We start from the raw sequence: 24225 nt of genomic DNA, 5'->3' as shown, positions 1-24225 counted from the left end.
GGCATAAGCGAAAAAGAGGTTAAAAACCATAACTGAATATATTTATATCAGATAATCTATGGCTTTAGAAAAAGGAAATGAAGCTCCTGATTTTGAAGGAGATTCAACTATAGGAAAATTGAAACTATCTTCATATAGAGGCAAATCTGTAGTTGTACTATATTTCTATCCTAAGGCGTTTACACCTGGTTGTACTAGAGAGACCATAAAATTTGGACAACTTTATGACCAATTTAAACAGTTAAATGCTGAAGTTATAGGTGTTAGTGTTGATACAGTTTCAACTCAAAAGAGTTTTGCAGACAAATGCGGTGCCAGATTTCCTATAGTTTCTGACTCAAATAAACAAATAGCTAAATTATACGGTGTTCTAAACGAGAAAGGCTCAAGTGCTCAGAGAGTAACCTTTATCATAGACGAAAACGGAAAAATTATAGAGGTATTGAGCGGTCTAGGAAATGCAGAAGAACATGCAAACAAATCACTTGAGATTATTAAAAGAATTAGGGGTAAAACCTAAGTATCTAAAATCCTTTTGTACACTTTTTTCTTGAACACTTCTAAAGGTTCATTAATTACCTTAGGAATGTTTTCTATTATATCTGTTGCAACTAGATGTGCGCCAAGTTTTTCATATGCTATAGACCCTGCTAAACCATTAACGAATGCTCCCAAGTAAGCAGAAGTGAATGGAGATAGTTTTTGAGCCATAAATGAGGCAATTATTCCTGTCAATGTATCCCCAGTACCGCCAACTGCCATTCCAGGATTTCCTGTCTTATTAAGTTTAAATTCTTCCTTTTCTGCTATGATATCAACATAACCCTTAAGGAGTACTACACAATTACATTTCAGTGAGCACTCCTTCACTTGCTCAATTCTTTTTCTCATGTTCGAATCAGGCTGAACCCCTGAATATATCTTAAATTCTCCTGCATGAGGAGTTATTACTGCATTCGGGAATAATTCCATACCTGCCACTGATTTTAACGCATCAGCATCTATGACTGAAGGTTTATTCTTTGCTTTCAGATATCTAACTATCTCTATGGAAGCATCTACAGTTTCCCTTTCTTGTCCCATACCAGGTCCTACAACTACGACGTCAGCTTTATCAATCCATGGTTTTAGCTCATCCAAATTGTCTGTAGATATATTCTTTCCCTTAAGCTTAATAGATATAAGGTCAGGGGAAAAGCTAGAGATGACCTTAGCTGTCTCCTCTGGAGATGCGACATATACCAGATCTGCTCCCGTCCTTAAGGCTCCCAAAGCAGATAGAGTTGGGGCTCCACTAAATGTAAAATTCCCTCCAATGATCAAAACTCTTCCATTATCTCCTTTCTTTGTGTTATACTCTCTTTTCTTCACATTGACAATGACATCACCGGGACCAACATATATTTCAGCCTCTTTAGGAATACCTATTTTCTTGACGACCACTTTACTCTCAAATTTTTTTAAGCCTGGCTTAAGATCATGAAAGGTGACTATTAGGTCGGGAATAACGTGTTCTCCCTGCTGTTCTTCATCGTCTGCATTTATCCCAGAGGGTATATCTATAGAAACCTTAAAACCAGAGCTCTGATTAAATACTCTAATAGCTGTTCTAAATGGTTCTCTAACTTTACCAGAAAATCCCGTGCCTAACATGGCATCTATAAGCACGTCAGCTTTAACTGGTTGCAATTCGTCAGTATCTTTTATCAGTTTAACTTCTCTAATAGAATAATCCATTTCATATATTGCATTCAAGTTAATGATTGCGTCCGGATGTTTGTTCTCGCCTAAAAGTAAAACATGAACCTCTGACCCTTCCGAGGCAAGGTGCCTTGCTACTACTAATCCGTCTCCTCCTTTTCCACCAGTTCCTGCAAATACTACAACCTTTTTAGAATAGTCCAAATTCAGTCTTTTCATTATTTCATCCTTTACACTTCTCCCTGCGTTTTCCATCAAGAGTAATGTTGGCACGCCTAATGCTTCGCTATTAATTTCAAGGGCTTTCATTCTTTTTGAGGTTATCATACAAATATTCTCAGTAGGGAAGGATTTTACTTTTATTCAGTTTCGGGTTACGACATCATTGGTCAGTATTGGAGTTAGTCATCATTATTTTAACAAGAGTATATTAGCTATGAATACAATTTAAAGGTGATGAAGGGGACACAGACTGAAATAGGATTAAAAGAGCTTTTTATGGCTAACTCCGAAGACCATTTATTACTATTGTTCTCCTCTCAAAAGCTGGAGGAGGTTAATAAAAAGGAAGAATCTGAAAAAATTAGGGAAAAAGCCTTAGTTGAATTGGGTCATGCTAGGGGAATATTAGAGAAAATGATAAAGTATTTAGGGTTAGAATATATAACCAATTGGTTCGAAGAGTTAAATAAAAAGGAAAGTGAGCAATTAAAAGAGAAATTTATGCTTACAGCTACAGTTTATATGCTCTCAAAACTATTAGCTGAAAAACTTCCTGAAAGGAAGAACGAATTAGAAACCAAATCAAAGGAGAAGTATGAAGAGGCAAAGAAATTATACGAAAGAATTTTATATACAAGTTAAGTTTTTTAGAGGATTTTTAGTTCCGTAATACAAAAATCTCAAACTTTGTTGAAATACAAAAATGCTAATTATATTTAGTATTAAAAAAGCTTAACAAATGCTTATATATTTGCCTTCCGATTATTCATTACGAATACCTATGATATCCAGTAAAGTAGAAAAAATATTAGAAGAATTCTCAATAAAAGAGGGAGAGGAGCACATATCCACATACAACAAAATAGCAATGACAGCAAAAGCAGAAGGATATGCCGACATAGAAGCAATGCTATGCGCATTTGCTGAAGAAGAAGCAAAAATTGCAGAAACTGTAGGAAAAGTAGCCACCGAATTAAAGGTAAAGAAGTTACTATCTGATTTCGCTACTAAAGAGGGAGAGGAGCACATATCCACATACAACAAAATAGCAATGACAGCAAAAGCAGAAGGATATGCCGACATAGAAGCAATGCTATGCGCATTTGCTGAAGAAGAAGCAAAAATTGCAGAAACTGTAGGAAAAGTAGCCGCATAATATTTTAAAATTCTTTTTTTACAATTTTCTAATTTCTCGTTCTGGTATTACTATCACACTATAATAAATCGTTATATACTTTTTAGGATAACATCTTAATAAATGACCATAGGATACATCATAGGGTCAGCAACTATAAATGAAGCTACCGCCATACTAGAGCAAAAAATTAGAGCTGGCTATTATGTGATTCTTGAATATGATGGGGATAAAATTTTAGGACTCATTACTAATGTTTATACAGGTAGTCCTTTATTAGATGATAATTTGAATGATGTGAAATTTGTACAAAGAATAAAACAACTGGAGGCAAATAAGATCCCATTTTTCATTAAAGCCAGAATCAAACTACTTTGTAAATTAGACGGAAAATTCACACAACCAGATTTACCTCCTGTAGCTGGAACACCTGTTAGACTAGCCTCTGATGAGGAGCTTTCAACTGTTTTTTCTGCAGGGGATGTTAGAATAGGAAAATTAATAGGGAGTAATGTGGAGGTCAAAATAAGACTAAATCCTCTATCTAGACACCTTGCTATTTTGGCAGCAACAGGGTCAGGTAAATCAAATACAGTCGCCATACTATCCCAGAGGCTAGTCGAAATAGGAGGTTCTATCTTAATATTTGACTACCATGGGGAGTATTACGATAGTACACTACCCAATTTGAATATCATAGAGCCAAAATTAAATCCCTTATACCTGTCTGTGAATGAATTCGCTACCTTACTTGAAATAAGGGAAAACGCTAATATTCAATACAGAATAATAAGGAGGACTTTCAATCAATTGAAAGAAGAAATAAACAATGAAATAAAGGAAGGAAAAACCTCCTTAGCAGAATTAAATAGTAATTTCTTCGAGAGACTAAAAGTGAAAATAGAGGAAGAAGGTAGAAATGAAAAAAGAAAGGAGAGTAAGGATGAGGTTTTGAATAAGGTTGAGGACTTTGCGGAGAGGTATTCAGATATTATTGACATAACATTTGGTGATGTCATAAACAAAATAAAACTAGGCAAGATAAACGTTGTAAATCTTAGCTCCTTGGACGAGGACGCAATAGACGCCATAGTAGCCCATTATTTAAGAAGAATACTAACTTCAAGGAAAGAAAATAAGATAAAGAAAGATTCTGGTTTAAAATTCCCAATACTAACCGTTGTAGAGGAGGCTCACGTCCTATTGTCTAAGGATACAAATACATTAACGAAGAAATGGGCTGGCAGAATAGCGAGAGAAGGAAGGAAGTTTGGTGTAGGACTAATAATCGTTAGTCAGAGACCTAAAGGTCTTGACGAGAACATACTTAGCCAAATGACAAATAAGATAATCCTTAAGATAGTTGAGCCAAGTGATAAGAAATATGTGCTAGAAACTAGTGATAACTTAAGTGAGGATTTAGCTGATGGATTGTCCTCTCTGGACACAGGTGAAGCAATAATCATAGGTAATGTGGTTAAACTGCCAACAATAATCAAAATAGACAAGTTCGAAGGTAAACTATCAGGAAGTGATCCAAATCTAACAGAAGAATGGAAGAGAGCTAAGGAAGAAGAAATTGTTCACTCAGATGTTTCTGATTGGGGTTAGATATTATGCAATTACTTCATATTTCAGACACTCATCTAGGTAAAAGACAGTACAACCTTGAATCTAGGGAAAAAGATGTTTATGACACATTTACACAACTAATTGATATAGCAATTAATGAACATGTTAAAGCAGTAATTCATACAGGAGATTTATTTGACGTGAATAACCCGCCTAATAGAGCAAAACTCCATGCAATAAAGGAACTTAAGAGGCTTAAAGACCACAATATTCCTTTTATATGTATAGCAGGAGATCATGATTCCCCGAAAAGAAAAGAAGAAATATACCCACAACGAATACTAGAAGAATTTAATCTGATAAAAATCCTACAAAAAATAGATAACAGGGTTAAGTTAGAAAACGTTGAAGTATATGGAATTTCTCACATTTCAAATGTATCTGTTAATGACTTGAAAGAACAGCTAAGCAAAGTTAAACCGGAAACGAGAAAAAGCATACTGATGCTACATCAGGGAATTAGAACCTACTTACCATATCAAGGGGCATGGCAAATTGAGTTATCTGACTTGCCTAAAGGATTTAGTTTGTATGCAGTTGGTCATCTTCATTCAAGAAGGAAAGACTATCTAGATGGAGGAGCTCTTATTGAAATAGCTGGTTCACCTGATATAATGAGAGAAGAGGAAATCGAGGATTATCAGAAGAGTAAAAAGGGGGCAACATTAATCGATATGTCAGGAGATTTACCGAGTATTAACTACATTAACGTCAACATAAGAGATCAGTTAGTTCTAGACATTAACGTGGACAAAATTGAACAGTCTATAGAAAGTGTCATACAAAAATTGAAGGAGAACGTGAAAAACGACAAAAAACCAATTCTACATATAGAACTAGAGGGAACTGTACCTATAAGAAAGGACGTTTTAATGACTAAGTTACAGGCTTTAAGGGATTATGTGGAACATTATAGAATATATAAGAATAACATTGTGAGTATTAAGGAGGAAAACCTTAAGACAAAACTTAAAACAACATACTCTTCTCTGAACGATATAATAGCTGACTACCTTAAAGGCATAGGATACACTGATGAAGAAACTAAGATAATTATTGATATTATAAACGAAGAGGACGAGAAAAAGGTAGAAGAACTTTTGAAAAAATTTGCAGGTGTTGAGGACAAATGATAATCAGAGAGATAAGATTACAAAACTTCCTTAGTCATGAAGATACTACAGTTAAGTTTGAGGGCAGTATAAATGTCATAATTGGAAACAATGGTGCCGGAAAAAGTTCGATAATAGACGGGATACTATTTGGATTGTTCAAGAGAACCAATAGGGACATAGGTAAAAATGAAGAGCTCATAAAGAAAGGAAAGAAAAGCGGACAAGTTTCAATAAAATTCGAGATCAATGGCGACACATACCTTATAGATAGAAATGTAGGTGAGACAAGCAGGGACACAATATCTTTGTTAAAGGAAGGAAAGATCATAACACTAGCTAGACAATCTACGACTGTTAATAACAAGATAAAGGAGATCCTGGGCTTCGATCATAAAATTTTGATGTCTACAACAATTATAGGTCAAGGTAGTGTAGAAAGCGTATTTTCTGACTTTCCTGAGGTCATGAAAGAATTGCTAAAAATAAACAAATTAGAGATGCTCAGAGAAAGTAATGGACCTATACACTCCTTAATAAAAGTATTAACCGATAGAATAAGAAGCTTACAAAGTATAAAGGATATACTAAAGAGGGAAGAAGCTGAAATAGACAGACTAAAAAAAGAAATAGAAGAAATTAAGGTAAAACTAGAAAACATAGAGAGAGAAGCTAAAGAGAAAGAGGATGAACTAAATCAATATAACACAGAATTTAATAGAATTAAAGAAATTAAGGTTCAATATGATATCTTATCAGGGGAATTAAGTGTTGTAAATAAAAAAATTGAAGAGATCGCTTTAAGGCTAAAGGATTTTGAAGAAAAGGAAAAAAGATATAATAAAATAGAGACAGAAGTTAAAGAATTAGACGAGAACAGAGAGAAAATCAACACAATAAGTAGTTTTAAGAGTATTCTTGTTCAGATAGATTCTTTAAAATCCCAAATAAATGTGGTAGAAAATGACCTAAAAAGAAAGAAAGAGAAGTTGAAGAGAAAGAAAGAGTTAGAAGAGAAAGAAAAACAATACGAAGAAATAGAAAAGAGAAAGAAAGAGTTAGAAGAGAAAGAAAAACAATACGAAGAAATAGAAAAGAGACTTACATACGTGCTAAAAAATATTGAAAGACAAAAGAATGAAATAGAGAAACTTAACTATGTAGACACACAAGATCTAGAGAATAAAATCAAGGATGTAAGTGATAGAATTAACCAAATAGACAATGAACTTAAGGGACTTTTGGACAGAAGAGGAGACCTAAATGGAAGAAAGGAACAGACACTCAAGATTTACAATAATTTAAATTCAATTGAAGACGATAGATGCCCCATTTGTGGAAGACCTTTAGATAGTGAGCATAAAGCGAAAATCAGGGAGGAAATAAAAGTACAATTGCTTGAGCTAAACAAACAGATTACTGCTCTTCAAGCTAGAATAAATTCTCTAATTAAAGAAAGAGAAGAGCTGGAAGCCACTAGAAATAAATTACAGTTAGAGTTGCAGAAAAGGAGTAAAGAGAAAGGTATATATGAAGCTAAACTCAAAGAGTTACAACGACTAGAGGAAGAGAAAAATAAGTTACAAAATGAAATCCTCTCACTTTTATCATATCATCAAGAATTTGAGAATATAGCAGAAAAAGAGAAAGAGCTTATTGATTACCACGAGGAGTATCTTAAGAATTCTGATATACTTGAAGAAGACATACAGGAACAAGAACAAAGACTGAACGAGCTTAACTCTAAACTGAGTGAATTAGAAAAGAGTTATAATGATTACAAGGCTAAATATCAATTTCTGCCAGCTGATTTAAAATCCCTTGTCAGTCTGGAAGAGAGAATAAGAAGGAGGATAAGTGAACTGGAGAAACTTAAAATAGAGTATGAGAGGTTAAAGGAAGAAATTACAAGAATGAAAGGACTAAAGGAAGAGTATGAAAAGTTAAAGGAAGAAGAAGATGCGTTACTTAACCGTATCAGCGAACTTGGATACAGTGAAAAAAGGTATAAACAGTTAGAAGAGATTATAGACAAACTTTCCAAGATTTTATCAGGTATTGAAGCAGACAAAGGTAAAATAAAGGGAAGCTTAGAAGAAAAGATAAAAAACATAGAAGAAAAGGAGAGAAACATAGAAGAATTAAGAAATAAAATGAATGAGGAAAGTAAGTTAAACCTAGGGATAAGCAAGCTTCAAAAACTTAGGGAAGTGTTAGATAATAAGCACCTCCAGAGCCACATAATGAATATTGTCAGGAATCAAATAGAGAATAATGTGAACGAAGTAATAGCCAAATTTGATTTATCTTTCTCAGCGGTAGAGATTGATTTCGTTGGAAAATCTGAATTATATGTTTATACTGCGTCTGGTCAAAAAATCCACATAAATGCATTAAGTGGTGGTGAAAGAATTTCCATTGCGTTAGCATTGAGGTTAGCTATTGCAAAAGCTCTTATGAATCAATTTTCCACATTAATACTTGATGAACCTACTGTAAATCTTGATGAGTATAGAAGAAAAGAACTAATAGATGTTATACGAAGTGCCATAGAGATTGTTCCTCAAATAATTTTAGTCACACATGATCAAGAATTGATTCAGGCAGGCGACTATATCATAAGAGTAGAGAAGAAGGGAGACACTAGTAAGGTAGAGGTGTCAAGTTATGATAGATAAGGCATATGAAGAACTAATCAAAATGAAGGAGAAAATAATGAGGGATTCCTATACAATACACAAGGAATTAAGCGAGAGTGTAGAAAGTATTCTTAATGAACTGTGGATTAATTACTCTCCTGAAAGTGTTGAACATAGTAAGAAGTTATTGGCTATAGATGGAGGTATGTGGGTTAAGGAAACGAGGCAAGGTGTCATATTTATAGTAAATGCTAAAGCGATAGTATTTGAAGGAATAAACGAAATAAATAGTGAGGGTAAGGTATTAGTTCATATTTTTAGTCCAGGTAATTACGCCAAGGAAAGAATAGAATTATTGATGCAACTGCTAGAATTACAATTGGCACTAAAACTAGTAGAAAATGTTGACTATGTTCTTCTAGATGGAAGTTTTAGTAAAAAATTAGGAAGGCATAAATCGGAATTGAAAGTAGATTTATTAGATGATATAGTTAGCATTGATAAGATACTATCATTGGAAGAAAAAGATGAAGATAACATGTTAAGATTCCTTATTGCTGAAAATCAATTAGTTTTATCTGAACTAGTATCAAGATATAAAGATAAACTATTGTTTATCTCTAAGAACAGTAAGTCTAGTGATTTATTCAAACAGGCTTATTCCGATATAACTATTCTAGAGTTGTTCACGCAGAATTGTGGTTATTCAAAGATTCTAGAAAAGAAAATAGATGAAAATTACATTTTATCAAGGAAGGCTAGTAAATTGTTATCAGGCTTAAACTACTATTTTACGAATTTAAGATTAGAACCTTCTGAAAGATTATTTAGATTAGATTTCTTCAATGCCGACAAAATATTTGAGTATTTAAAGGTTCTAAAACCCGTTTCTCTGAAGGGATATCCTTATCCGCTTATAAAGGTTCATAAGGATGTGAGGGTTGGTAAAGAGGATAGAGAGAGAATTTACAGCATTCTTGAGATGAAAAGAAAAGACATAAGTTGGTGGCCTAGCCAATTTTATTAAGTAGTTTTCACAAATAATTATTTGGCAGGATCGCCTCTGCAAGTAGGACTGTCAGGTCGCTATGAGCAGAGGACCGACAATTATTTTTTAAACAGTATTTGGATCAACAATTTACTTATACGTAGTTTAGATCTTGTCTCCTCAAGTAAGTGAATTAGTTCCTCTCTTCGTCTTCTGATGTAAAAATTCTGGTTTGAAAGGGAAGTCTTCTGATCCATAATTATTAACTCCTTCTCTATTTGTTCTCCTAGACTTTCATAGTAAAGTAAGATCTCAAACAGATCGAAGGCTACCCTTCTACTATCATCTTGTCTTAAAGAAAAATAGGGACATATATAACATAAAATTGGATGTGGGTCCATCTCGTTATTTGAAATCCATAATGCTGGTGCTTCTGAATTTACCAGATATTTTCTGCATTTTCCTTCATAGAAGTTACCGCAAGAATACTTTTTCCTGTTTCCTTCTTGAATTATTTGCTCATAGTTTTGTATTTTAGGTGAGACAGACAGATCAATTAAAAGTTCTCTGAACCGCTCCATCTAATATAATTATAACGCGTCTCAGCCTTATATACCAATATTACAAATATTTTATCAAAATACTACACTTAAAATATACTTAATTTAGCACCATACCCTTTTTATTCTAGTTTTTGAATGAATATTTAGTAATTTTTAAGGAAAATAATTCCTTCCCTGAAAAATAGCTTTTACCTTAAATCCATATTCATGTGATTTTCATATCAAAGTCTAATAGTCTCAAAACCTTTGTTTTTTAGTATAGTGTATACTCATAGATTTTAGATTTTTTAATAAACAAAAAGTTAAATTAAATATATTTACAGTGTATGTCAATATTTAATATATATTCTATGTATCTCCTAGATTATATCAGTTGTTTTTATATATAAAAAATCATGATTGTTACATTGAAACTGTGAATTCTTAGAGGTTTACATAGAGTATTATATTGAAATAAAATATTATCCAATAAACATTTGAAATCACTTAAATTATTTTTAAAATAATTCTGAGTACCGAGAAAAAAATAATTTTAAATTCTACGGAGTTCCTATATAACACGATGGAAGCAGAAATCATAAATGTGCTGAGAACACACGGATTGAAAGCGACCCCACAAAGAATATCAATACTTAAACTAGTCCATAATGGAGGACATTTCAATGGAGAGCAGATTTACAACGAATTGAAAAAAATAGAACCGACAATAAGCTTATCGACAGTTTACAATACGTTAAATGCCCTAGAAAAGGCTGGTCTATTGAACTCCTTTGAGGTAGGAGGAGTTACTTGGTACGAAATGAAGAGGGACCTGCACGTAAATGTTTATTGTGAGGATCTAAATACAATAATTGACGTCGATATTAATCTTGACCAGGTATATAAACAATTAATTGAAAAAGGAATTGATGTGAAAAGCCTAAACATAGTCACTGTAGCGAATTGTTCTAAGCTCGGGAAAGATAATCAAAAAGGTATTGCTTAAACTTCTTTTCGTCAGCCTTAAGTACTATTTGTATTGAATTTCTATCCTTAAACTGGTTATACCAATCAACTAGCATAGCCCCTCTTGAATCGGAACATGTCTCAACAGATATACTCTTGTAGACATATGATAGAGCTAAACTATTATCATATGCAATTGAGACGGTTAAAGAGTCTGGATGAACACTCCCTTTAGATCCCACAGATTTGGAATATTCCCGCAAAACCCTGTTTACATTTATAAAAAACTCCGACCTTCTATTTCCCAATTTTTCAATTTTTTCCCATTCATTGTCATAAATTGTTGCAGACTCCTCTGTTACTTCCCAGGGTACCACTGTTATATCAAACCCAGCTGAAACTACGATATTTGCAGCCTCAGGATCAACCCAGAAGTTAAACTCTGCTAGGGGAGTAGTATTGCCCTTGGAAAATGCCCCACCCATTATCCAAACCTTCCTAATTCTTTTCACCAAATCATGGTCTTTTAGATATGCAAGAGCCAGATTTGTTAAAGGTGAAACCGCAAGGATTTCAAGCTCTCCATTATATTCTTTTGAAAGCCTTATTATGGCATCTATAGCATGCTCACTCTCTGGTTTTTTAGTGGGCTCAGAAATCTTCCAGTCACCCATTCCATTCTTACCATGAACTTCCTCCACCGTCCGCCACTTACCCAAAATTGGTCTGTTGCTTCCTACAAATACGGGTATATCGGATAGTCCAGAATACTCTAAGGTAAATAGGGCATTTCTAATTTCATTCTCAAATTTCACGTTACCTGCTACTATTGTGACTCCTTTTACTTCAAAAAAATCTGATGCTAACATAAGTGCTATGGTATCATCACTTGCTGTATCACTGTCGAATATGACTTTTCTTTTAGCCATAATCTTATTTTAAATTTAGTGAAACAAAATTTTATTTGAAGTGAATATCATTCATAACTCCCTAACTTTTGACATGGAGTGAGTATACACTTTCTGATACAAATGAATTTTTACTTTTTAAAAAATATAATAATATGATTGAAAACATAGAACAAACTCCGAGTTTCGAGAGTAATATTTTTAAGTAAAGAAGTCTAACGTGTGCATAATGCAAGTTAGAATATTAAATATTGGTGGTATAAATAGAGAGCTAGTATTATCGCTAGAGAAAGGCATTACTATATACAGAGCGCCTAACGCTTACGGTAAAACCTCACTGTCGAAAGCCCTAGTATCCTTATTGACCAACGAAATTACAGCTGAGGATCTTTTGAATGTATTTAGTGATGAAGGTTTTGTAGAGATTGAAATGGACGGCAAGAAATATTTTAGAAGGCTAAAGAGAATAAAAAATAGAATTTTAGAAGAAAAGAATTTAATAGCCGATGACAAGAACGCAACATTACTATCATACTTCTCACCTGAAAACCCATTGATAGCCAGGATAATAACAGGAGACGAAAATATAGAGTGGTTTATATCTTCGACATCAAGAATTGATGAGTTAAAGCGAAGAAGAGAGAGTCTGATCATGAAATTGGAAGAGGTAAAGAGCAACTACAACAATCTTTTGAGAACTTATGACGATATAAAGAAAATTGCTAATGAATTAGAGAACATAAATCTGGAAATTGAAAGGCTCGAAAAGGAAAAGGAAAATGTGACGGTACAGACGGAACAGACCATAAAGATAACAAGACAGAATAGAATAGTTGAAATAAGGGAACGTATACAGGCTAAAATTAAAGAATTGAAAGAAAAAGAAACTAAAATACAAAAACTAACCCAAGAGTTAGAGGAACTTAAGGGAAAAGCTAACATTGAATTAAAGGATAAATTAACAAAAGAAATTCAGGAGATAGATAGAGAGTTAGACTCACTAATTAACAGACAGAACTCAATAGAGATTGAACAAGGTGTATTAACTAGAATATTACAAGATATACAAGAAGCGGAGAGAATACACTCCAGTATGTGTCCAGTTTGTGGAAGTAAAGTAGAGCCAGATTTATGGAAAGTTAGGTTTGAAACCGTAAAGAAGGATATTAATGAATTAGACCGTACAAAGAATGACATCATAAACAACATCAACAAGAAAAAAATGAGAAGAAGCGAGTTATTACAGAAAGTAAAAGAAATAGAAAGAACTGAGGAGTTAATTGCGCAAAAGAGTAAAGCGCTGGAAAATCTGAATATTGAGGCAAGTGTAATAAACAGAACAATTGAGGCTTTGCAGAAACAATTAAAGAGTTTAGAAGAAAGAGTAGAATCTACTTATGAGGTCGAGAGCAAAGATAATGACATTGACAAGAGAATTGAAGAACTGAGAAAGAGGAGAAGTGATTTAGAACTTCAATTACAGCAGTTAGGTATTCCTAAGAAGGTTGCAGAGGAGATTGAAAGCCTTAAGAAGCAAATAGATGATATAAACAAACAGATAGATGATATAAATAGAGAGTATATAAGAAGATTAACTGTAGTTAAGGAAGAATTTGAGACATTATCGAATAGTATATTGAAAGAATTAGAGTTCAATTATACTGCTGAGATAGATGAAAAGTATAGATTAGTAATAAAGAAAGATGGAGTAACCATGGAGTTAAGAAGACTGTCAACATCAGAAAAAACCACGTTAGCTTTAATACTTATTCTAGTAGGGCTGAAGGAATACTTCAAAGCGCCATTCTTCATAATTGATGAGTCATTTATGACATTCGACCAGAAGAGGTTCTCAAGAGTACTAAAGTACCTGAATGGAATAGTGGACTATGTAATAATCACAAAGAGTGATGAGACGTTACAAGTCAAGACTGAACGACTTTTGGAGACCAGGGAACTTCCAGTTCTCTCATAAGTAGTTTGTTTAAATCTGTCTTTACCGCTTCTTCAACGTCTGGCGGTACATCAGAGATCTCCGTGAACCAACCAACTGATGCTATCATTCCTAACTCTTCAGCCTTTTGCTTTAACCATAATGCAACAGCTAATCCCGATTTTGTTGGTTTAAAAAGAACTATAGAAGCACTTACAGATGAACTAGCTATTTTAATCGCATGTTTTGAGACTGTTTTCCATCTTGTTTTAGTTATTATCCTAACTAACTCTTTAGCTCTGTCTCTTTCACCAACCGCATAGAATATTATCATAATATCAAAAAATGATTTCAAAGATAAAAAATTACCCTGAACCCGAACCACATCCACAATAACCGTATTCGTCTATCTCTACTCCACAAACTGGGCATGCAATTCCTGTACCTCTAACCTCCTCAGGCTCCTTACCATAAGTCAGATAGTGCGGGTCAATTAATGTTCTTGCTAGATCCCTTATACTTAGAATCCCTTTAACTCTACCATCTTTTCCTATTATAGGCAAATGCCTAAACCCGTGATCTAACATTACTTGTAAGGCTTGATTAGGATCAAAATTCTCTGTGACCCCTATTACATTTCTTGTCATATAATTGCTTACTGTACTGTTTATATTTCCTTCAGCAATAGCTCTTACTAGATCTCTCTCGGTTATTATACCTGAGACCTTACCCCTATTATCTATTACTATTAATGAGCCTATGTTATGTTTTTTCATTTCCTCTGCTGCAAATCTTACAGAGTCATCTTCTCTTATCACATGAACAGTTTTATTTAAAATAAAATTGAACTGGGTTTGCATAGCATTATAATATTATGTTATGGAAAATAAAAACTTTTCCTTTATGTTTATACAATCCATTAGTATTACGACTATATTATTATAAATCATCAATACAATAGAATAAAGATGAAAATAATCTATTAAAATAATTACATTCTAAGAGCGGTTTATCGAGAAAAATTTATTTTAAAAGTAACCACATATAGTCTTAACTATGACAGTTATAGTCTTTATAAGGCATGCACAGTCGAACGCAAATACACAACAAATACTATCTGATGATATAAACTCTTACCCATTAACAGATGAAGGACAAAGACAGGCAAAAAGAGCAGTAGATGAAGTTAGGAAAATTATATTCCTTAATTTTTCTAAGATTTACACAAGTCCAATTCTTAGAGCTTATCAGACGGCTTCTATCCTCTCAGAAGGATTAAACTTGGTTACCGTAATAGACGATAGACTGAAGGAGAGAAGACTTGGAGAATTAAATAACAAGAAGGTAAATATGATTGAGTTAATGAAAAAAATTGCCGAAAATAGATCTAACACACCTAAAGATTTAGAATCATGGGATGAATTAACTAAAAGGATAATAAACTTCACCGAAACAATCTTAAGTACAAGAGAAAATGTAATTGTTGTATCACATCATGATCCTATAAAATCTCTAATCACTTACATTCTAGATCTTGATGAATTTTCAGGACTAGGTGTAATATTGCCAAATGCCAGTATGACAATTTTAAAGTGTTTTAATCAAAATGTAAAAGATTGTAGGTTAGTTTCTATTGGTGCCTTAACATTAACTAATGAGATTTTAATGAAACTTAAATTTTAAATTCCTGTCTTTTAGAACATGCATAACTTTGTCTCTCACACTTAAAGGTACACTATCAAATACCACAGTATCTACGTTCTCCATACACTTCTCCACAGTCTGGATTATCGTGGTATCTTTAATTGAAGCCAAATAATACTTGGAAATTATATGACCAATGCAAACTTTTTCTCCTAGCTTAGAGAAATATGGAGCGTAATGAGGACCACCAAAGCCTACTATAATCTCTTCGCAATACAATGACGATACCTTATCTATAGCTGATAAGGTAGATTCCACTAAACTCTTTACTATCTTCTCGTTACCCCAATAGGTAGGATCACTCCCAACTTCAACAAATACTATAGGAACTTTCTGGTATGTAGGTCCGTGATGAGTAGCCTCTAAAGTTTTCTGTACTGGTATATCAAGTTTATTAATCTCCCTAAAGATTGCTGTCAATAACCTAGGAAATGCAACCCCTAATTTTTCCGGTTCTCCGCCTAACACCTGAGAGCTTGGATTTCCTGGATAATGAACCGTAAGTGCTGGGGTCTTAGACGAACTCTGATGTTTCGAAAAAATGACTATAGCATCACCTCTCTCAAATCTGAAATCAACCTCATCTTCGTCAATTTCCTCAAATTTATACCCTAATTTTTTAATAGTTTCTCCGACAGGATCCCTTGTTGAAACTACAATTGAGATGTTCATGATTTGCCAAGAAAGTTATTTATACGCTATTATTTTATGTTTATGGGAAAAATATAATTCCTAGTATAACCTATTAACTAATTATGCCTGAGACCAAGAGCAGTCCTGTAATTGAACTAAATTCAAGTAATTTTAATTCGTTTGTAGAATCTCATAAAATAGCTGTGGTGGATTTTTGGGCTGAATGGTGTGCTCCATGCTTTGTCCTCTCCCCAATAATTGAGGAATTGGCGTCTGAGTATACTCAAATAGGCTTTGGAAAAGTAAATGCTGATGAAAATAGTGATATAGCCAACCAATTTGGTATAATGAGCTTACCCACAGTGCTCATATTTAAAAATGGTAAGGTAGTTGACACAATAGTGGGTGCAGTTCCTAGAGATACTATCGAAAATAAGCTAAAGTCTGTTTTAGGTGAATAGTAATTGAAACCTCTGCTAATTGGGATTGACAGTTTAAGCTACTCCAGTTTTATGAAGTGTCAACCACGTGTTCTATTGACTCTCTTTAATGACATTAACAGAGGAGTGGTTGTTAATAGGACACTTAATAAACATCCTGCTCAAGCATGGCTAAGTATTCTGGATATGAAGATCGATCACAGTGTAAACACCTTTTTGAGTAGTGTTGGTAAGTTAAAATTAGTGGAGATGACTGGTGCGACTCTAGTTAATATACCTATTACTAACCCTACCTACGGGGAGATAGGGATAGATTATAGAGCTGAAGTTGAAATTGAAAAAGAAATAGAATTAGTTAAGAAAAGTATATTATCTAAAATTCAAGAGAAGCCGGTTATAGCTGACATTACCGCGCTAGATAGGATACTGAGTTCAAATACTAAAATAGATAAATGTAAGTTATATGAGAAGGTTGATAGATTTATTGGTGAACTTTTGAGTAAGGTAGACGATTTCATATTATTTTCGCCATACGGAGAGCCTACTAAAGAAAATGTACATGAGGAACACGGTGTCTACTTAGCTACTGTGGAGAGACCAAATAGTAGGAGACCGCTCGAGTTATTAGAAATAAGTTTACAGTTCCTGAAGTTAAATAAAGGAACAAAAATTTACTAATCCACGTTATTATAGAAAGGATAAAGTGCAGCTATTACTGGCTGTACATAAAGCTCTTTTCTATTGATGACTTTAGTTAGATATCCTATAGCACCTTCATTCTCCTTACTCCCCTTGGCAGAGAAAACTATATCCGTAGCCTCTCCTAACTCCTTCCCTTGAAATATAAGGGATGTTATACTTGTTGGTAATGTAAAGGAAGTAGAAAACGAAAAATTCTCGAGACCATTTCTGTCTACAGCATAGACCACTGCAAACGCCATTAACCTATTCTCGTAGCTAAATACTCCCCCTTCTATTCCTATACCTATATCAGAATCAGTTTCTTTTAAGGACTTAAACGCTCTATTTCTAGCTCCTATGAAAGTCTGATGACCAAAGGGCTGTAAAGGAACTTCAGGACTTACTTCCACAGAAATAACTTCAGCATTTAAACCTATACGCATTATCGCTTCACGAACTGCCTCTATTTTTACCTTATTCTTGGAACCAATTGAAACAAGCATTTTTTAGATCACTTATTGATATAGAGTTATGACAACAATAAAAATTGGTCCATTAGCGGACTCAGGTGATCTGTATCCATTCATACCACTTATAGAGGGAATGGTAAAGCCAGAGGGAATCAATCTAGAATTCGAAATAATCTCTACAGTTCAAGATACTAATGAAAAAGTACTAAAGAAGGATGTAGATGTCGCAGTACCTTCTGCTGCGATGTATCCATATATACAGAATGATTATTATATCCTTGGAGAGGCTGTTGCTTCTGCAATAGACGGGATAACTGGTATGCCTGTGATATCCATCAATCCCATAAAGGTAGATGAAATAAAAAACTCCAGGTTAATAGTGCATGGTCATAATACAACTGCTTTTACTCTTTATAAACTCCTTATTGGTAAGTACAGGAAACTGGTTATAATAAAGAATGTTCTCGACGAGATCAAGGCACTTGGGAAGGAAGGAGATGTGTTAGTTGCAGTTCATGAGTTGAAGATGATGTATGCATTAGAAAAACTAGGCGTAAAAGTCAACAGAATAATAAGTATGTGGGATCTATGGAAACAGTTAGCAGGAGATACACCAATGCCTATGGGATTAGTTGTAATCAGTAAGGACATTGGCAGAGAATTAGCTATGAAGTTTAAGGAGGCTTATGTGAAAAGTAAGCATTATGCAGAGAAGCATATCGATGAAATAATTAAAATAGATGCTAAGATAATGGCTGATGCCCATAAGACAAATTTAGATGAGGAGATTATAAGAAAAACCATATGGGCTGACATACAGGAGTATAATGTGCCACTTCCAGAGGTTAAAAGAGGTTTAGAGAAATTCTATTCTATAACACATGAAAGGGGCATTTTACCTAAAGTGTTTAACATAGATTTGATTTGAAAAAATTTCCATGACCAAAACAAACATTTTTTATACATCAGTTTTTACACATCAATAATGCAACAGTTTTTGACGTTTAATCCACGATTATGGGAGTTTATTTCAATTAACCCTTTCGATTTTGGATTTAATAATTATGTCCCCGCAACATTAGTAAGGCGTGAATTTGAAAACCTAATAAGTGTCTTAAAGGAAAATGGAGATGTAATAGATCTGTGTAATATAGTCGACAACGATAAACTATTAGATATAATTTATGATACAATAAGTGTAGACGTTGAAAATTCGTCATGTAAAAACAATCTCAAAAAAAACTTAGTTAATAACGACAAGGAGGAATTATGTAAAATCTTTATTTTGAATCCATCGATCATCCTTAATGAGGAGGGTAAAGTTTCTAAAAATAGAATATTAGTTCATAACATGAGGGCTGAACTCCTCTGGTTACATAAATATATTATGTACGCTAAAAATAAGCTGACCATCAGCTATCCATCAACTTTTTCTGATAAAGTCACGGCAAAGTTCCTCAGAAATGCTCTTGAAAAATTTTCTAAAGAAATAATATTAGTAAACTATCCTCCAGCCCTGTTAAATTTGGACGATGTAACAATCTTAGGGGATCAGATGCTACTAGCGCAAATCTCTTCCTCAACTAATGCAGATGGGTTCTTAACTCTTTTTTCACTTAATTTTCCACAAATTGTCGAGGTATTTTCGGACTTTAGCGGGGATGAAAAGCCCTTATCTTCTATATTGAGACTAGTCTCTCAAGATTATGTCCTTACAAATCTAAATATATCAGAAAAGATTAAACTGAACATCTATGAAATGGAGAGAGAAAAATACATCTTAAAGGGAAAAACAAGTCTGAGAGAATTCCTCAGGAAGGTCAACTTAAAAATCATTGATGTGAGTGTTCAAGATATAAATAAAGGTCTTTTATCATTCCTAGAGGTTAATGATAAGAGATTATTGGTTAAAGACCTTAAGGATGATGGTAGCCATGAAATTTTCAAAAATTTGGGATACGAAATAGTTAAAATACAGATGGATAATTTAGCTCCTGATCATAGGGGACCTAATAACTTAATTGTCAAAATTACTGAATGAGATTTCGTTATAATAAAGTATGTATGAAATCTTCATCAGGTTACTTTTACATTAATTTCGTTTAGGACCTGTACTTAAACCAAAAATTTATAATGACTGTAGGAAATTTTAAATTTTACCGATAGAAATAAAATATTATGAGCAATGACAAAGAATATTCAATTGATTCTTTTATAAATCTGATTAAAGCTTTATTCAAATATGATAATTGGTATCTTGGAGGTTTTATAATAGTTTTCATTTTATTTATAGTCTTTGATATAATATTTTTTACTCCTAGATAACACGTTCGTTGGTAAAGAAAAGCTATTTATTTTTTCAAGTTTCTTATTTTATAGTGTGGGAGTGATTGGGAAGAATAAATATAGCGGCAGATGAAAAGCTAGTGAAAGAATTAGAGCAAGAGGCAAAGAAAAAAGGCTATACTATGTATGCTGTTACAAATCTAGCTATTCAGGCTATGGTTGAGGCACTTAGAGAGGGAAATGCAGAAACGTTGTTATCTTTAATTGAGTACTATAAAATAGTTAAAGACTTAGAGCTTATACCAGTGACCACGTGGTATCTTGAAAATCTAATAAGGATAGCATATGAACATGATTCGAATAGAGTTACAGAGATATGCGAATCAGCAGGCATACAGCTAGCTTCTTACTTAAAAACCAAGGTGACTGGTCTTAATGATATAATAAATATTTATGATAAAATCAGAACCATACTACCTGTTAAGGATGTATTTCTCAAACAGGACGAGGACGGAATAGTAATAAGAATTACAGGCTCTGGATTTGGGTTAGAGTCAACAACCTGTGCTTCTGTTATATTTAGAAAAATATTAGAGGAGTATGGCTTTAGAGTAAATCAAGTCTCAGCTACACCTGGAGGAATAATAGTCTATAAGATAGCATTACTATCAGCTAAGGAACCCTGAACAGGCTATTGAGACTCTGCATATGACTTGATGAGTTTCTAAAACATTTTTACTTATTGAAAGAAAATCGCTAGCCGATTCCTTAACTTCAGATGAAAAATCCCCATGAGCAAATGCGCCTACCCCAAATAGCACATTTTCGTGCATGAGTTTGCATAAATCAGCAGGATTTACTTTTCTTCCACTTTCACTTAACACTATTAGAGAGGAGTATTTTCTAGAGAGATCCTTTAATTTAAGGTTAGTAATTTCCATTAGAGTCCTATCACCCTTTGGAGGAATTTTGCCCTCTAATAATAACTGTTCCATTAATCCTACAAACCTGTTGTAGTTTTTAGGTGGTCTCATTTGCCTATCAACGAATATTATTTTACCGTCAATTGTATGTATAAATAGATCTCCTCTGATCTCCTCTTCAAGGGTTAAAAATAACAACAATGCGAAATGAACTATATCTGGTCTTCCCCTCTTATTCGCATTCTCTAAGTTTTTCATAGCTTTATAATGCAATGAAATATCAAGTAAGGTATTTTCTGCCTTTTTACCCCTTCTTACAGCATTTTTTACAACAGCAGGGTGGGATACGATCTCTCGGGGAACAAGTTCTAACGCAGAATCTAACAATATAAGATTTAATCTCACGATAAAAAATACTAAAAAATGAAGGTAAAAAATGTAAAACCCTACAAGAGGAGGTCATTAGAACTCATTGAGATGGCAATTGATATGACGAAGAATAGAGAATATCAGCTTGCCAGAGAATATACAAAATTGGCTATTACGTATTCACGTAAATTTAGATTTAAAATTCCTATAGAATATAAGCGTAGCATATGTAGAAAGTGTTACGTACCACTGGTCATAGGATTGACAGAGAGAAGGAGAATAAAAAATAAAGTTGTTATAAGAACATGTTTATTATGTGGATGGGTCAGAAGATATGAGCTTAAAAGAGATAGTAAAGAGGGTAAAGGCATCCCACCCAGACATAAGAATAGGCAAGAAAGGACTCAATGAAGGGATGGTAAACGAAATAAAGAGACGATTGAAAGAACATAAGGTCGTTAAAATAAGAATAGGAGCTGATGTTGAAGATAGAAAGTCGTTCGCTAAAGAAGTTGCTGATAAGGTAAATGCAAAATTAATAGAAGTTAGGGGCTACACATTTATTCTAGCTAAGGAAGATAAAGATGATCAAGTTTGATGTAATTAAGGCAAAAGGACATTTCAATGTTAGAGCGAAACACAGAACTACACTTGAGATCACAAAAGATGATTATTTAACTCCTAGAGGAGACTGCATCATTGGGATACTTTCAGATAAAGGTGCAAAGGATATTTCAGAGGAAACTAAAAAACTACTTAAAAGGGATGAAACTTATGTATATTTAGTAATTCATGTTGAAGGACTTACAGATATTATACGTGGAAGGGGATCGTCTAAATTAAAATTGACTGACCCAAATAGAATGATCTTCAGAAAGTCCAATTACATATGCGAAGCTACGGTAATGATTAATTCTGATAAATCTGCGAAGGACATTAATAGGGAAATTGTCAGGAAGCTGAGAACAGACCAGAGCAATATGGTAGCTATATTACTGACATCTGATTCTCCCCTTAAAGATGAAGAGATCCTTAGAGTAGTCATTAACCTTAACCCAGTTAGCTAATCCTATAAGATTACTAGCCTCCTCCGTGCTATGAGCTAGTATGTAAAAAAATGCCTCTTTGCATACCCTACATATTTCCTCTTTAAATTGACTAACTATAGTCGGATTATCAGCAATTCCTAAATCGAATGTCTTATCTCTAAATGGTAGATACTTAGCATCATAATTAACGACGTCTATTTCTCCTTTTAATTTATTGTAATTAATAGATTCTTTCAAAAGTAATAGACCTTCTAAGTTTAGATCTCCAGCAACTATATACCCACATTTTCTTGCCAAATGGATTGCAATAGCGCCATAACCTGTAAATAGGTCAACTATTTTACCACATTCTATCTCGTTAACGATCTTCTGCCTTTCGTTTGACATTGATGGGTTTACATAAACCTTATTTATATCAACTAAGAATTTCAGACCATTCTCTTTATATATAGTTTGAGTTTTATTTTCTCCCCCTGCAAATTCTATCTGATTTACTCTTAGTTCTCCTTTAACTTTTTTTCTTATGAAAACAGATTTAATCCTTGGGTTAGTTTCCATTATTGTTTTAGCCAACAATTCCTTGTCTATATTTATCTTGGGGGTTACTAATGCTATGTCTCCTATAACGTAATAACTTCTAACACCGTTTATAATCTCATTTAGTTTTGGAGTCTTACGAGGCGGATTACATTCGATAATATCATACCCTGAAATTTCCTCATAAACAGGTATATACGCATAATCCTTACTATAATACACTTTAAAAAATGGATTTACATGTATCTGCTTTATGACTTTATTTAATTCGTCTTTATGTACTTTAATGCACTTCATTTCTTAAACTTGTTATCCATTTCTGAACTATGTCCTGCAAACACTGATGCATTAGGGTCTATGTACTTCTTAGCTACACTCACAGCTATAGCGGCTTGAGCAAATCCTGTAGCTATTAAGGCAAGTTTTGGTGTACCCTCTTGCTCTACGATATCACCAGCAGCGTAAACACCAGCTAAGTTTGTTTCCATTTTACCATTTACCGTAATGCTCCTTCCTTTCATGTTTAGACCCCATTTGACCATATTTCCTAGATCTCCCTTATGTCCAATACTTATTATTACAGCGTCAACATCTAGCGTTTTCTCCTCCTTTGTCCTATTATCAAATATTACAGCCTGTGTAACCTTACTTCCATCCCCCTTTACTTCCTTCAACTCATGCCAAGTATAAACTGTAGCTACTTGGAACATCTGTTTTACACTTCTTTCATGTGCCCTAAATTGATCTCTCCTGTGTATTAGAGTAACTGATTTTGCCACTGGTGATAATGTTAAAGCCCAATCTACTGCAGAATCTCCTCCTCCTACTATTAGTATTCTTTTTCCCTCAAAATCCCTCTTTCTTCTCACGGTGTAGTATACTCCTTTATTCTCGTACTCTATTTCTCCTTTAGCATTAAGTCTTGACGGTATTATTTTCCCGATTCCAGCTGCAATAAGAATTGTCTTGGTCTTAAAGGCTCCTCCTTTATCGGTTTTTATAATCCACATATTATCTGGAGTTCTTTCAATCATATCAGCCCATTCATTTATTCTAATATCTGGAGAGAACATCTTTGCCTGTTCAATCAGGTTTTGCGCTAAATCATAAGCTAAAATTCCGGGATAACCACCTACATCATAAACTACCTTTTCTGGATACAAGGTAACCAATTGTCCACCTAATTCGTCTTGAGCATCAATTACCAAAGCTCTCATATCCCTTAAACCTGCATAAAATGTAGCGTAAAGTCCTATAGGACCACCGCCTATAATAACCATGTCATATTCCGTCAAAGTAGTCCCCGGATTTTGATTGTGGCTTATACTATTTAAACTTTAATTCTTTGATTTTAA

At 33.7% G+C, this 24225-nt stretch carries 28 protein-coding genes; 18 read left to right on the top strand and 10 right to left on the bottom strand.

Going from position 1 to position 24225, the window contains the following annotated elements; all coding sequences use genetic code 11:
• The first annotated feature begins 58 nt into the window (after nucleotides 1-58).
• Nucleotides 59-520 carry a peroxiredoxin gene (locus SACI_RS00260; RefSeq protein ID WP_011276988.1) on the top strand — a complete coding sequence of 154 codons (462 nt, stop codon included), beginning with the start codon at nucleotides 59-61 and terminating at the stop codon, nucleotides 518-520.
• Here the strand turns inward: SACI_RS00260 and SACI_RS00255 are convergent.
• Complete coding sequence (locus SACI_RS00255) at nucleotides 517-2028, bottom strand: bifunctional ADP-dependent NAD(P)H-hydrate dehydratase/NAD(P)H-hydrate epimerase (RefSeq protein ID WP_011276987.1); 1512 nt, start codon at nucleotides 2026-2028, stop codon at nucleotides 517-519. The genes SACI_RS00260 and SACI_RS00255 overlap by 4 nt on opposite strands.
• Before the next feature lie 129 nt (nucleotides 2029-2157).
• Here SACI_RS00255 and SACI_RS00250 point away from each other — a divergent pair, with 129 nt between their 5' ends.
• The 6 genes from SACI_RS00250 (at nucleotide 2158) to nurA (ending at nucleotide 9468) form a co-directional block, all read left to right on the top strand.
• Complete coding sequence (locus tag SACI_RS00250; RefSeq protein ID WP_011276986.1) at nucleotides 2158-2565, top strand: hypothetical protein; 408 nt, start codon at nucleotides 2158-2160, stop codon at nucleotides 2563-2565.
• A gap of 139 nt (nucleotides 2566-2704) precedes the next feature.
• Nucleotides 2705-3079 carry a hypothetical protein gene (locus tag SACI_RS00245; protein ID WP_015385345.1) on the top strand — a complete coding sequence of 125 codons (375 nt, stop codon included), beginning with the start codon at nucleotides 2705-2707 and terminating at the stop codon, nucleotides 3077-3079.
• A gap of 102 nt (nucleotides 3080-3181) precedes the next feature.
• On the top strand, nucleotides 3182-4669 hold the full coding sequence (herA, locus tag SACI_RS00240; protein WP_011276984.1) for a DNA double-strand break repair helicase HerA: 1488 nt from the start codon (nucleotides 3182-3184) through the stop codon (nucleotides 4667-4669).
• A 5-nt stretch (nucleotides 4670-4674) separates the two neighbouring features.
• Entirely contained in the window at nucleotides 4675-5823 is a 1149-nt protein-coding gene (mre11, locus tag SACI_RS00235) for a DNA double-strand break repair protein Mre11 (RefSeq protein WP_011276983.1), read from the top strand.
• Complete coding sequence (gene rad50, locus SACI_RS00230) at nucleotides 5820-8480, top strand: DNA double-strand break repair ATPase Rad50 (RefSeq protein WP_011276982.1); 2661 nt, start codon at nucleotides 5820-5822, stop codon at nucleotides 8478-8480. Before mre11 ends, rad50 begins: the two co-directional genes overlap by 4 nt.
• Nucleotides 8470-9468 carry a DNA double-strand break repair nuclease NurA gene (gene nurA, locus SACI_RS00225; RefSeq protein WP_011276981.1) on the top strand — a complete coding sequence of 333 codons (999 nt, stop codon included), beginning with the start codon at nucleotides 8470-8472 and terminating at the stop codon, nucleotides 9466-9468. Before rad50 ends, nurA begins: the two co-directional genes overlap by 11 nt.
• Before the next feature lie 80 nt (nucleotides 9469-9548).
• Here nurA and SACI_RS00220 read toward each other — a convergent pair whose 3' ends face one another.
• Complete coding sequence (locus SACI_RS00220) at nucleotides 9549-10010, bottom strand: hypothetical protein (RefSeq protein ID WP_011276980.1); 462 nt, start codon at nucleotides 10008-10010, stop codon at nucleotides 9549-9551.
• Nucleotides 10011-10554: 544 nt separating this feature from the next.
• Here SACI_RS00220 and SACI_RS00215 point away from each other — a divergent pair.
• Nucleotides 10555-10977 carry a Fur family transcriptional regulator gene (locus SACI_RS00215; RefSeq protein WP_011276979.1) on the top strand — a complete coding sequence of 141 codons (423 nt, stop codon included), beginning with the start codon at nucleotides 10555-10557 and terminating at the stop codon, nucleotides 10975-10977.
• Here the strand turns inward: SACI_RS00215 and SACI_RS00210 are convergent.
• The gene (locus SACI_RS00210) at nucleotides 10940-11866 is read right to left on the bottom strand and encodes a nucleoside hydrolase (protein ID WP_011276978.1); all 927 of its coding nucleotides are present in this window, start codon (nucleotides 11864-11866) and stop codon (nucleotides 10940-10942) included. The two genes, SACI_RS00215 and SACI_RS00210, sit on opposite strands and share 38 nt — an antisense overlap.
• A 208-nt stretch (nucleotides 11867-12074) precedes the next feature.
• Between SACI_RS00210 and SACI_RS00205 the strand changes: the two genes are divergently transcribed.
• Nucleotides 12075-13820, top strand: a complete 1746-nt coding sequence (locus tag SACI_RS00205) for an archaea-specific SMC-related protein (protein ID WP_011276977.1) — start codon at nucleotides 12075-12077, stop codon at nucleotides 13818-13820.
• On the opposite strand, the gene SACI_RS00200 is transcribed toward SACI_RS00205, so the two are convergent.
• Together SACI_RS00200 and SACI_RS00195 are read right to left on the bottom strand one after the other, a co-directional pair.
• The gene (locus SACI_RS00200) at nucleotides 13771-14112 is read right to left on the bottom strand and encodes a hypothetical protein (RefSeq protein ID WP_011276976.1); all 342 of its coding nucleotides are present in this window, start codon (nucleotides 14110-14112) and stop codon (nucleotides 13771-13773) included. The two genes, SACI_RS00205 and SACI_RS00200, sit on opposite strands and share 50 nt — an antisense overlap.
• A 31-nt stretch (nucleotides 14113-14143) precedes the next feature.
• Nucleotides 14144-14638 carry a CBS domain-containing protein gene (locus tag SACI_RS00195; protein ID WP_011276975.1) on the bottom strand — a complete coding sequence of 165 codons (495 nt, stop codon included), beginning with the start codon at nucleotides 14636-14638 and terminating at the stop codon, nucleotides 14144-14146.
• A 196-nt stretch (nucleotides 14639-14834) separates the two neighbouring features.
• Between SACI_RS00195 and SACI_RS00190 the strand changes: the two genes are divergently transcribed.
• The gene (locus SACI_RS00190; RefSeq protein ID WP_011276974.1) at nucleotides 14835-15461 is read left to right on the top strand and encodes a 2,3-diphosphoglycerate-dependent phosphoglycerate mutase; all 627 of its coding nucleotides are present in this window, start codon (nucleotides 14835-14837) and stop codon (nucleotides 15459-15461) included.
• Here the strand turns inward: SACI_RS00190 and SACI_RS00185 are convergent.
• Nucleotides 15441-16154 carry a D-aminoacyl-tRNA deacylase gene (locus SACI_RS00185; protein ID WP_011276973.1) on the bottom strand — a complete coding sequence of 238 codons (714 nt, stop codon included), beginning with the start codon at nucleotides 16152-16154 and terminating at the stop codon, nucleotides 15441-15443. The genes SACI_RS00190 and SACI_RS00185 overlap by 21 nt on opposite strands.
• A gap of 83 nt (nucleotides 16155-16237) precedes the next feature.
• Between SACI_RS00185 and trxA the strand changes: the two genes are divergently transcribed.
• Entirely contained in the window at nucleotides 16238-16576 is a 339-nt protein-coding gene (gene trxA / locus SACI_RS00180; RefSeq protein WP_011276972.1) for a thioredoxin, read from the top strand.
• Nucleotides 16577-16579: 3 nt separating this feature from the next.
• The gene (locus SACI_RS00175; RefSeq protein ID WP_230937895.1) at nucleotides 16580-17233 is read left to right on the top strand and encodes a hypothetical protein; all 654 of its coding nucleotides are present in this window, start codon (nucleotides 16580-16582) and stop codon (nucleotides 17231-17233) included.
• Here SACI_RS00175 and SACI_RS00170 read toward each other — a convergent pair.
• Nucleotides 17230-17739, bottom strand: coding sequence for a DUF84 family protein (locus tag SACI_RS00170; protein ID WP_011276970.1), 510 nt, complete (start codon nucleotides 17737-17739; stop codon nucleotides 17230-17232). The two genes, SACI_RS00175 and SACI_RS00170, sit on opposite strands and share 4 nt — an antisense overlap.
• Before the next feature lie 28 nt (nucleotides 17740-17767).
• On the opposite strand from SACI_RS00170, the gene SACI_RS00165 reads away from it, so the two are divergent.
• The 3 genes from SACI_RS00165 (at nucleotide 17768) to SACI_RS00155 (ending at nucleotide 20678) form a co-directional block, all read left to right on the top strand.
• The gene (locus tag SACI_RS00165) at nucleotides 17768-18634 is read left to right on the top strand and encodes a menaquinone biosynthesis family protein (protein WP_011276969.1); all 867 of its coding nucleotides are present in this window, start codon (nucleotides 17768-17770) and stop codon (nucleotides 18632-18634) included.
• A 57-nt stretch (nucleotides 18635-18691) separates the two neighbouring features.
• The gene (locus tag SACI_RS00160) at nucleotides 18692-19747 is read left to right on the top strand and encodes a hypothetical protein (RefSeq protein ID WP_011276968.1); all 1056 of its coding nucleotides are present in this window, start codon (nucleotides 18692-18694) and stop codon (nucleotides 19745-19747) included.
• A 349-nt stretch (nucleotides 19748-20096) separates the two neighbouring features.
• Nucleotides 20097-20678: a hypothetical protein gene (locus SACI_RS00155; RefSeq protein WP_011276966.1), complete on the top strand. Its 582-nt coding sequence runs from the start codon at nucleotides 20097-20099 to the stop codon at nucleotides 20676-20678.
• Here the strand turns inward: SACI_RS00155 and SACI_RS00150 are convergent.
• Nucleotides 20661-21320: a 16S rRNA methyltransferase gene (locus tag SACI_RS00150; protein ID WP_011276965.1), complete on the bottom strand. Its 660-nt coding sequence runs from the start codon at nucleotides 21318-21320 to the stop codon at nucleotides 20661-20663. The two genes, SACI_RS00155 and SACI_RS00150, sit on opposite strands and share 18 nt — an antisense overlap.
• A gap of 18 nt (nucleotides 21321-21338) precedes the next feature.
• Here SACI_RS00150 and SACI_RS11515 point away from each other — a divergent pair, with 18 nt between their 5' ends.
• From SACI_RS11515 to SACI_RS11510, 3 genes are read left to right on the top strand one after another with little or no spacing between them, the layout of a single operon-like run.
• A complete protein-coding gene (locus SACI_RS11515) occupies nucleotides 21339-21695 on the top strand; it encodes a ribonuclease P protein component 4 (protein ID WP_011276964.1) in 357 nt (118 codons plus the stop codon).
• The gene (locus tag SACI_RS00145) at nucleotides 21619-21882 is read left to right on the top strand and encodes a YhbY family RNA-binding protein (RefSeq protein ID WP_011276963.1); all 264 of its coding nucleotides are present in this window, start codon (nucleotides 21619-21621) and stop codon (nucleotides 21880-21882) included. The genes SACI_RS11515 and SACI_RS00145 overlap by 77 nt, the downstream gene beginning before the upstream one ends.
• Nucleotides 21869-22351 (top strand): DUF371 domain-containing protein, encoded by a 483-nt coding sequence (locus tag SACI_RS11510; protein WP_011276962.1) that lies wholly within the window; start codon nucleotides 21869-21871, stop codon nucleotides 22349-22351. Before SACI_RS00145 ends, SACI_RS11510 begins: the two co-directional genes overlap by 14 nt.
• Here SACI_RS11510 and SACI_RS00140 read toward each other — a convergent pair.
• Both SACI_RS00140 and SACI_RS00135 read right to left on the bottom strand, forming a co-directional pair.
• On the bottom strand, nucleotides 22277-23167 hold the full coding sequence (locus tag SACI_RS00140; protein WP_011276961.1) for a class I SAM-dependent methyltransferase: 891 nt from the start codon (nucleotides 23165-23167) through the stop codon (nucleotides 22277-22279). The two genes, SACI_RS11510 and SACI_RS00140, sit on opposite strands and share 75 nt — an antisense overlap.
• Nucleotides 23164-24165: an NAD(P)/FAD-dependent oxidoreductase gene (locus SACI_RS00135; protein ID WP_015385342.1), complete on the bottom strand. Its 1002-nt coding sequence runs from the start codon at nucleotides 24163-24165 to the stop codon at nucleotides 23164-23166. Before SACI_RS00135 ends, SACI_RS00140 begins: the two co-directional genes overlap by 4 nt.
• Nucleotides 24166-24225: the final 60 nt, after the last annotated feature.

This window comes from Sulfolobus acidocaldarius DSM 639 (assembly GCF_000012285.1).
Taxonomy (GTDB): domain Archaea; phylum Thermoproteota; class Thermoprotei_A; order Sulfolobales; family Sulfolobaceae; genus Sulfolobus; species Sulfolobus acidocaldarius.
This window is presented reverse-complemented; position numbering and strand designations above follow the sequence as displayed.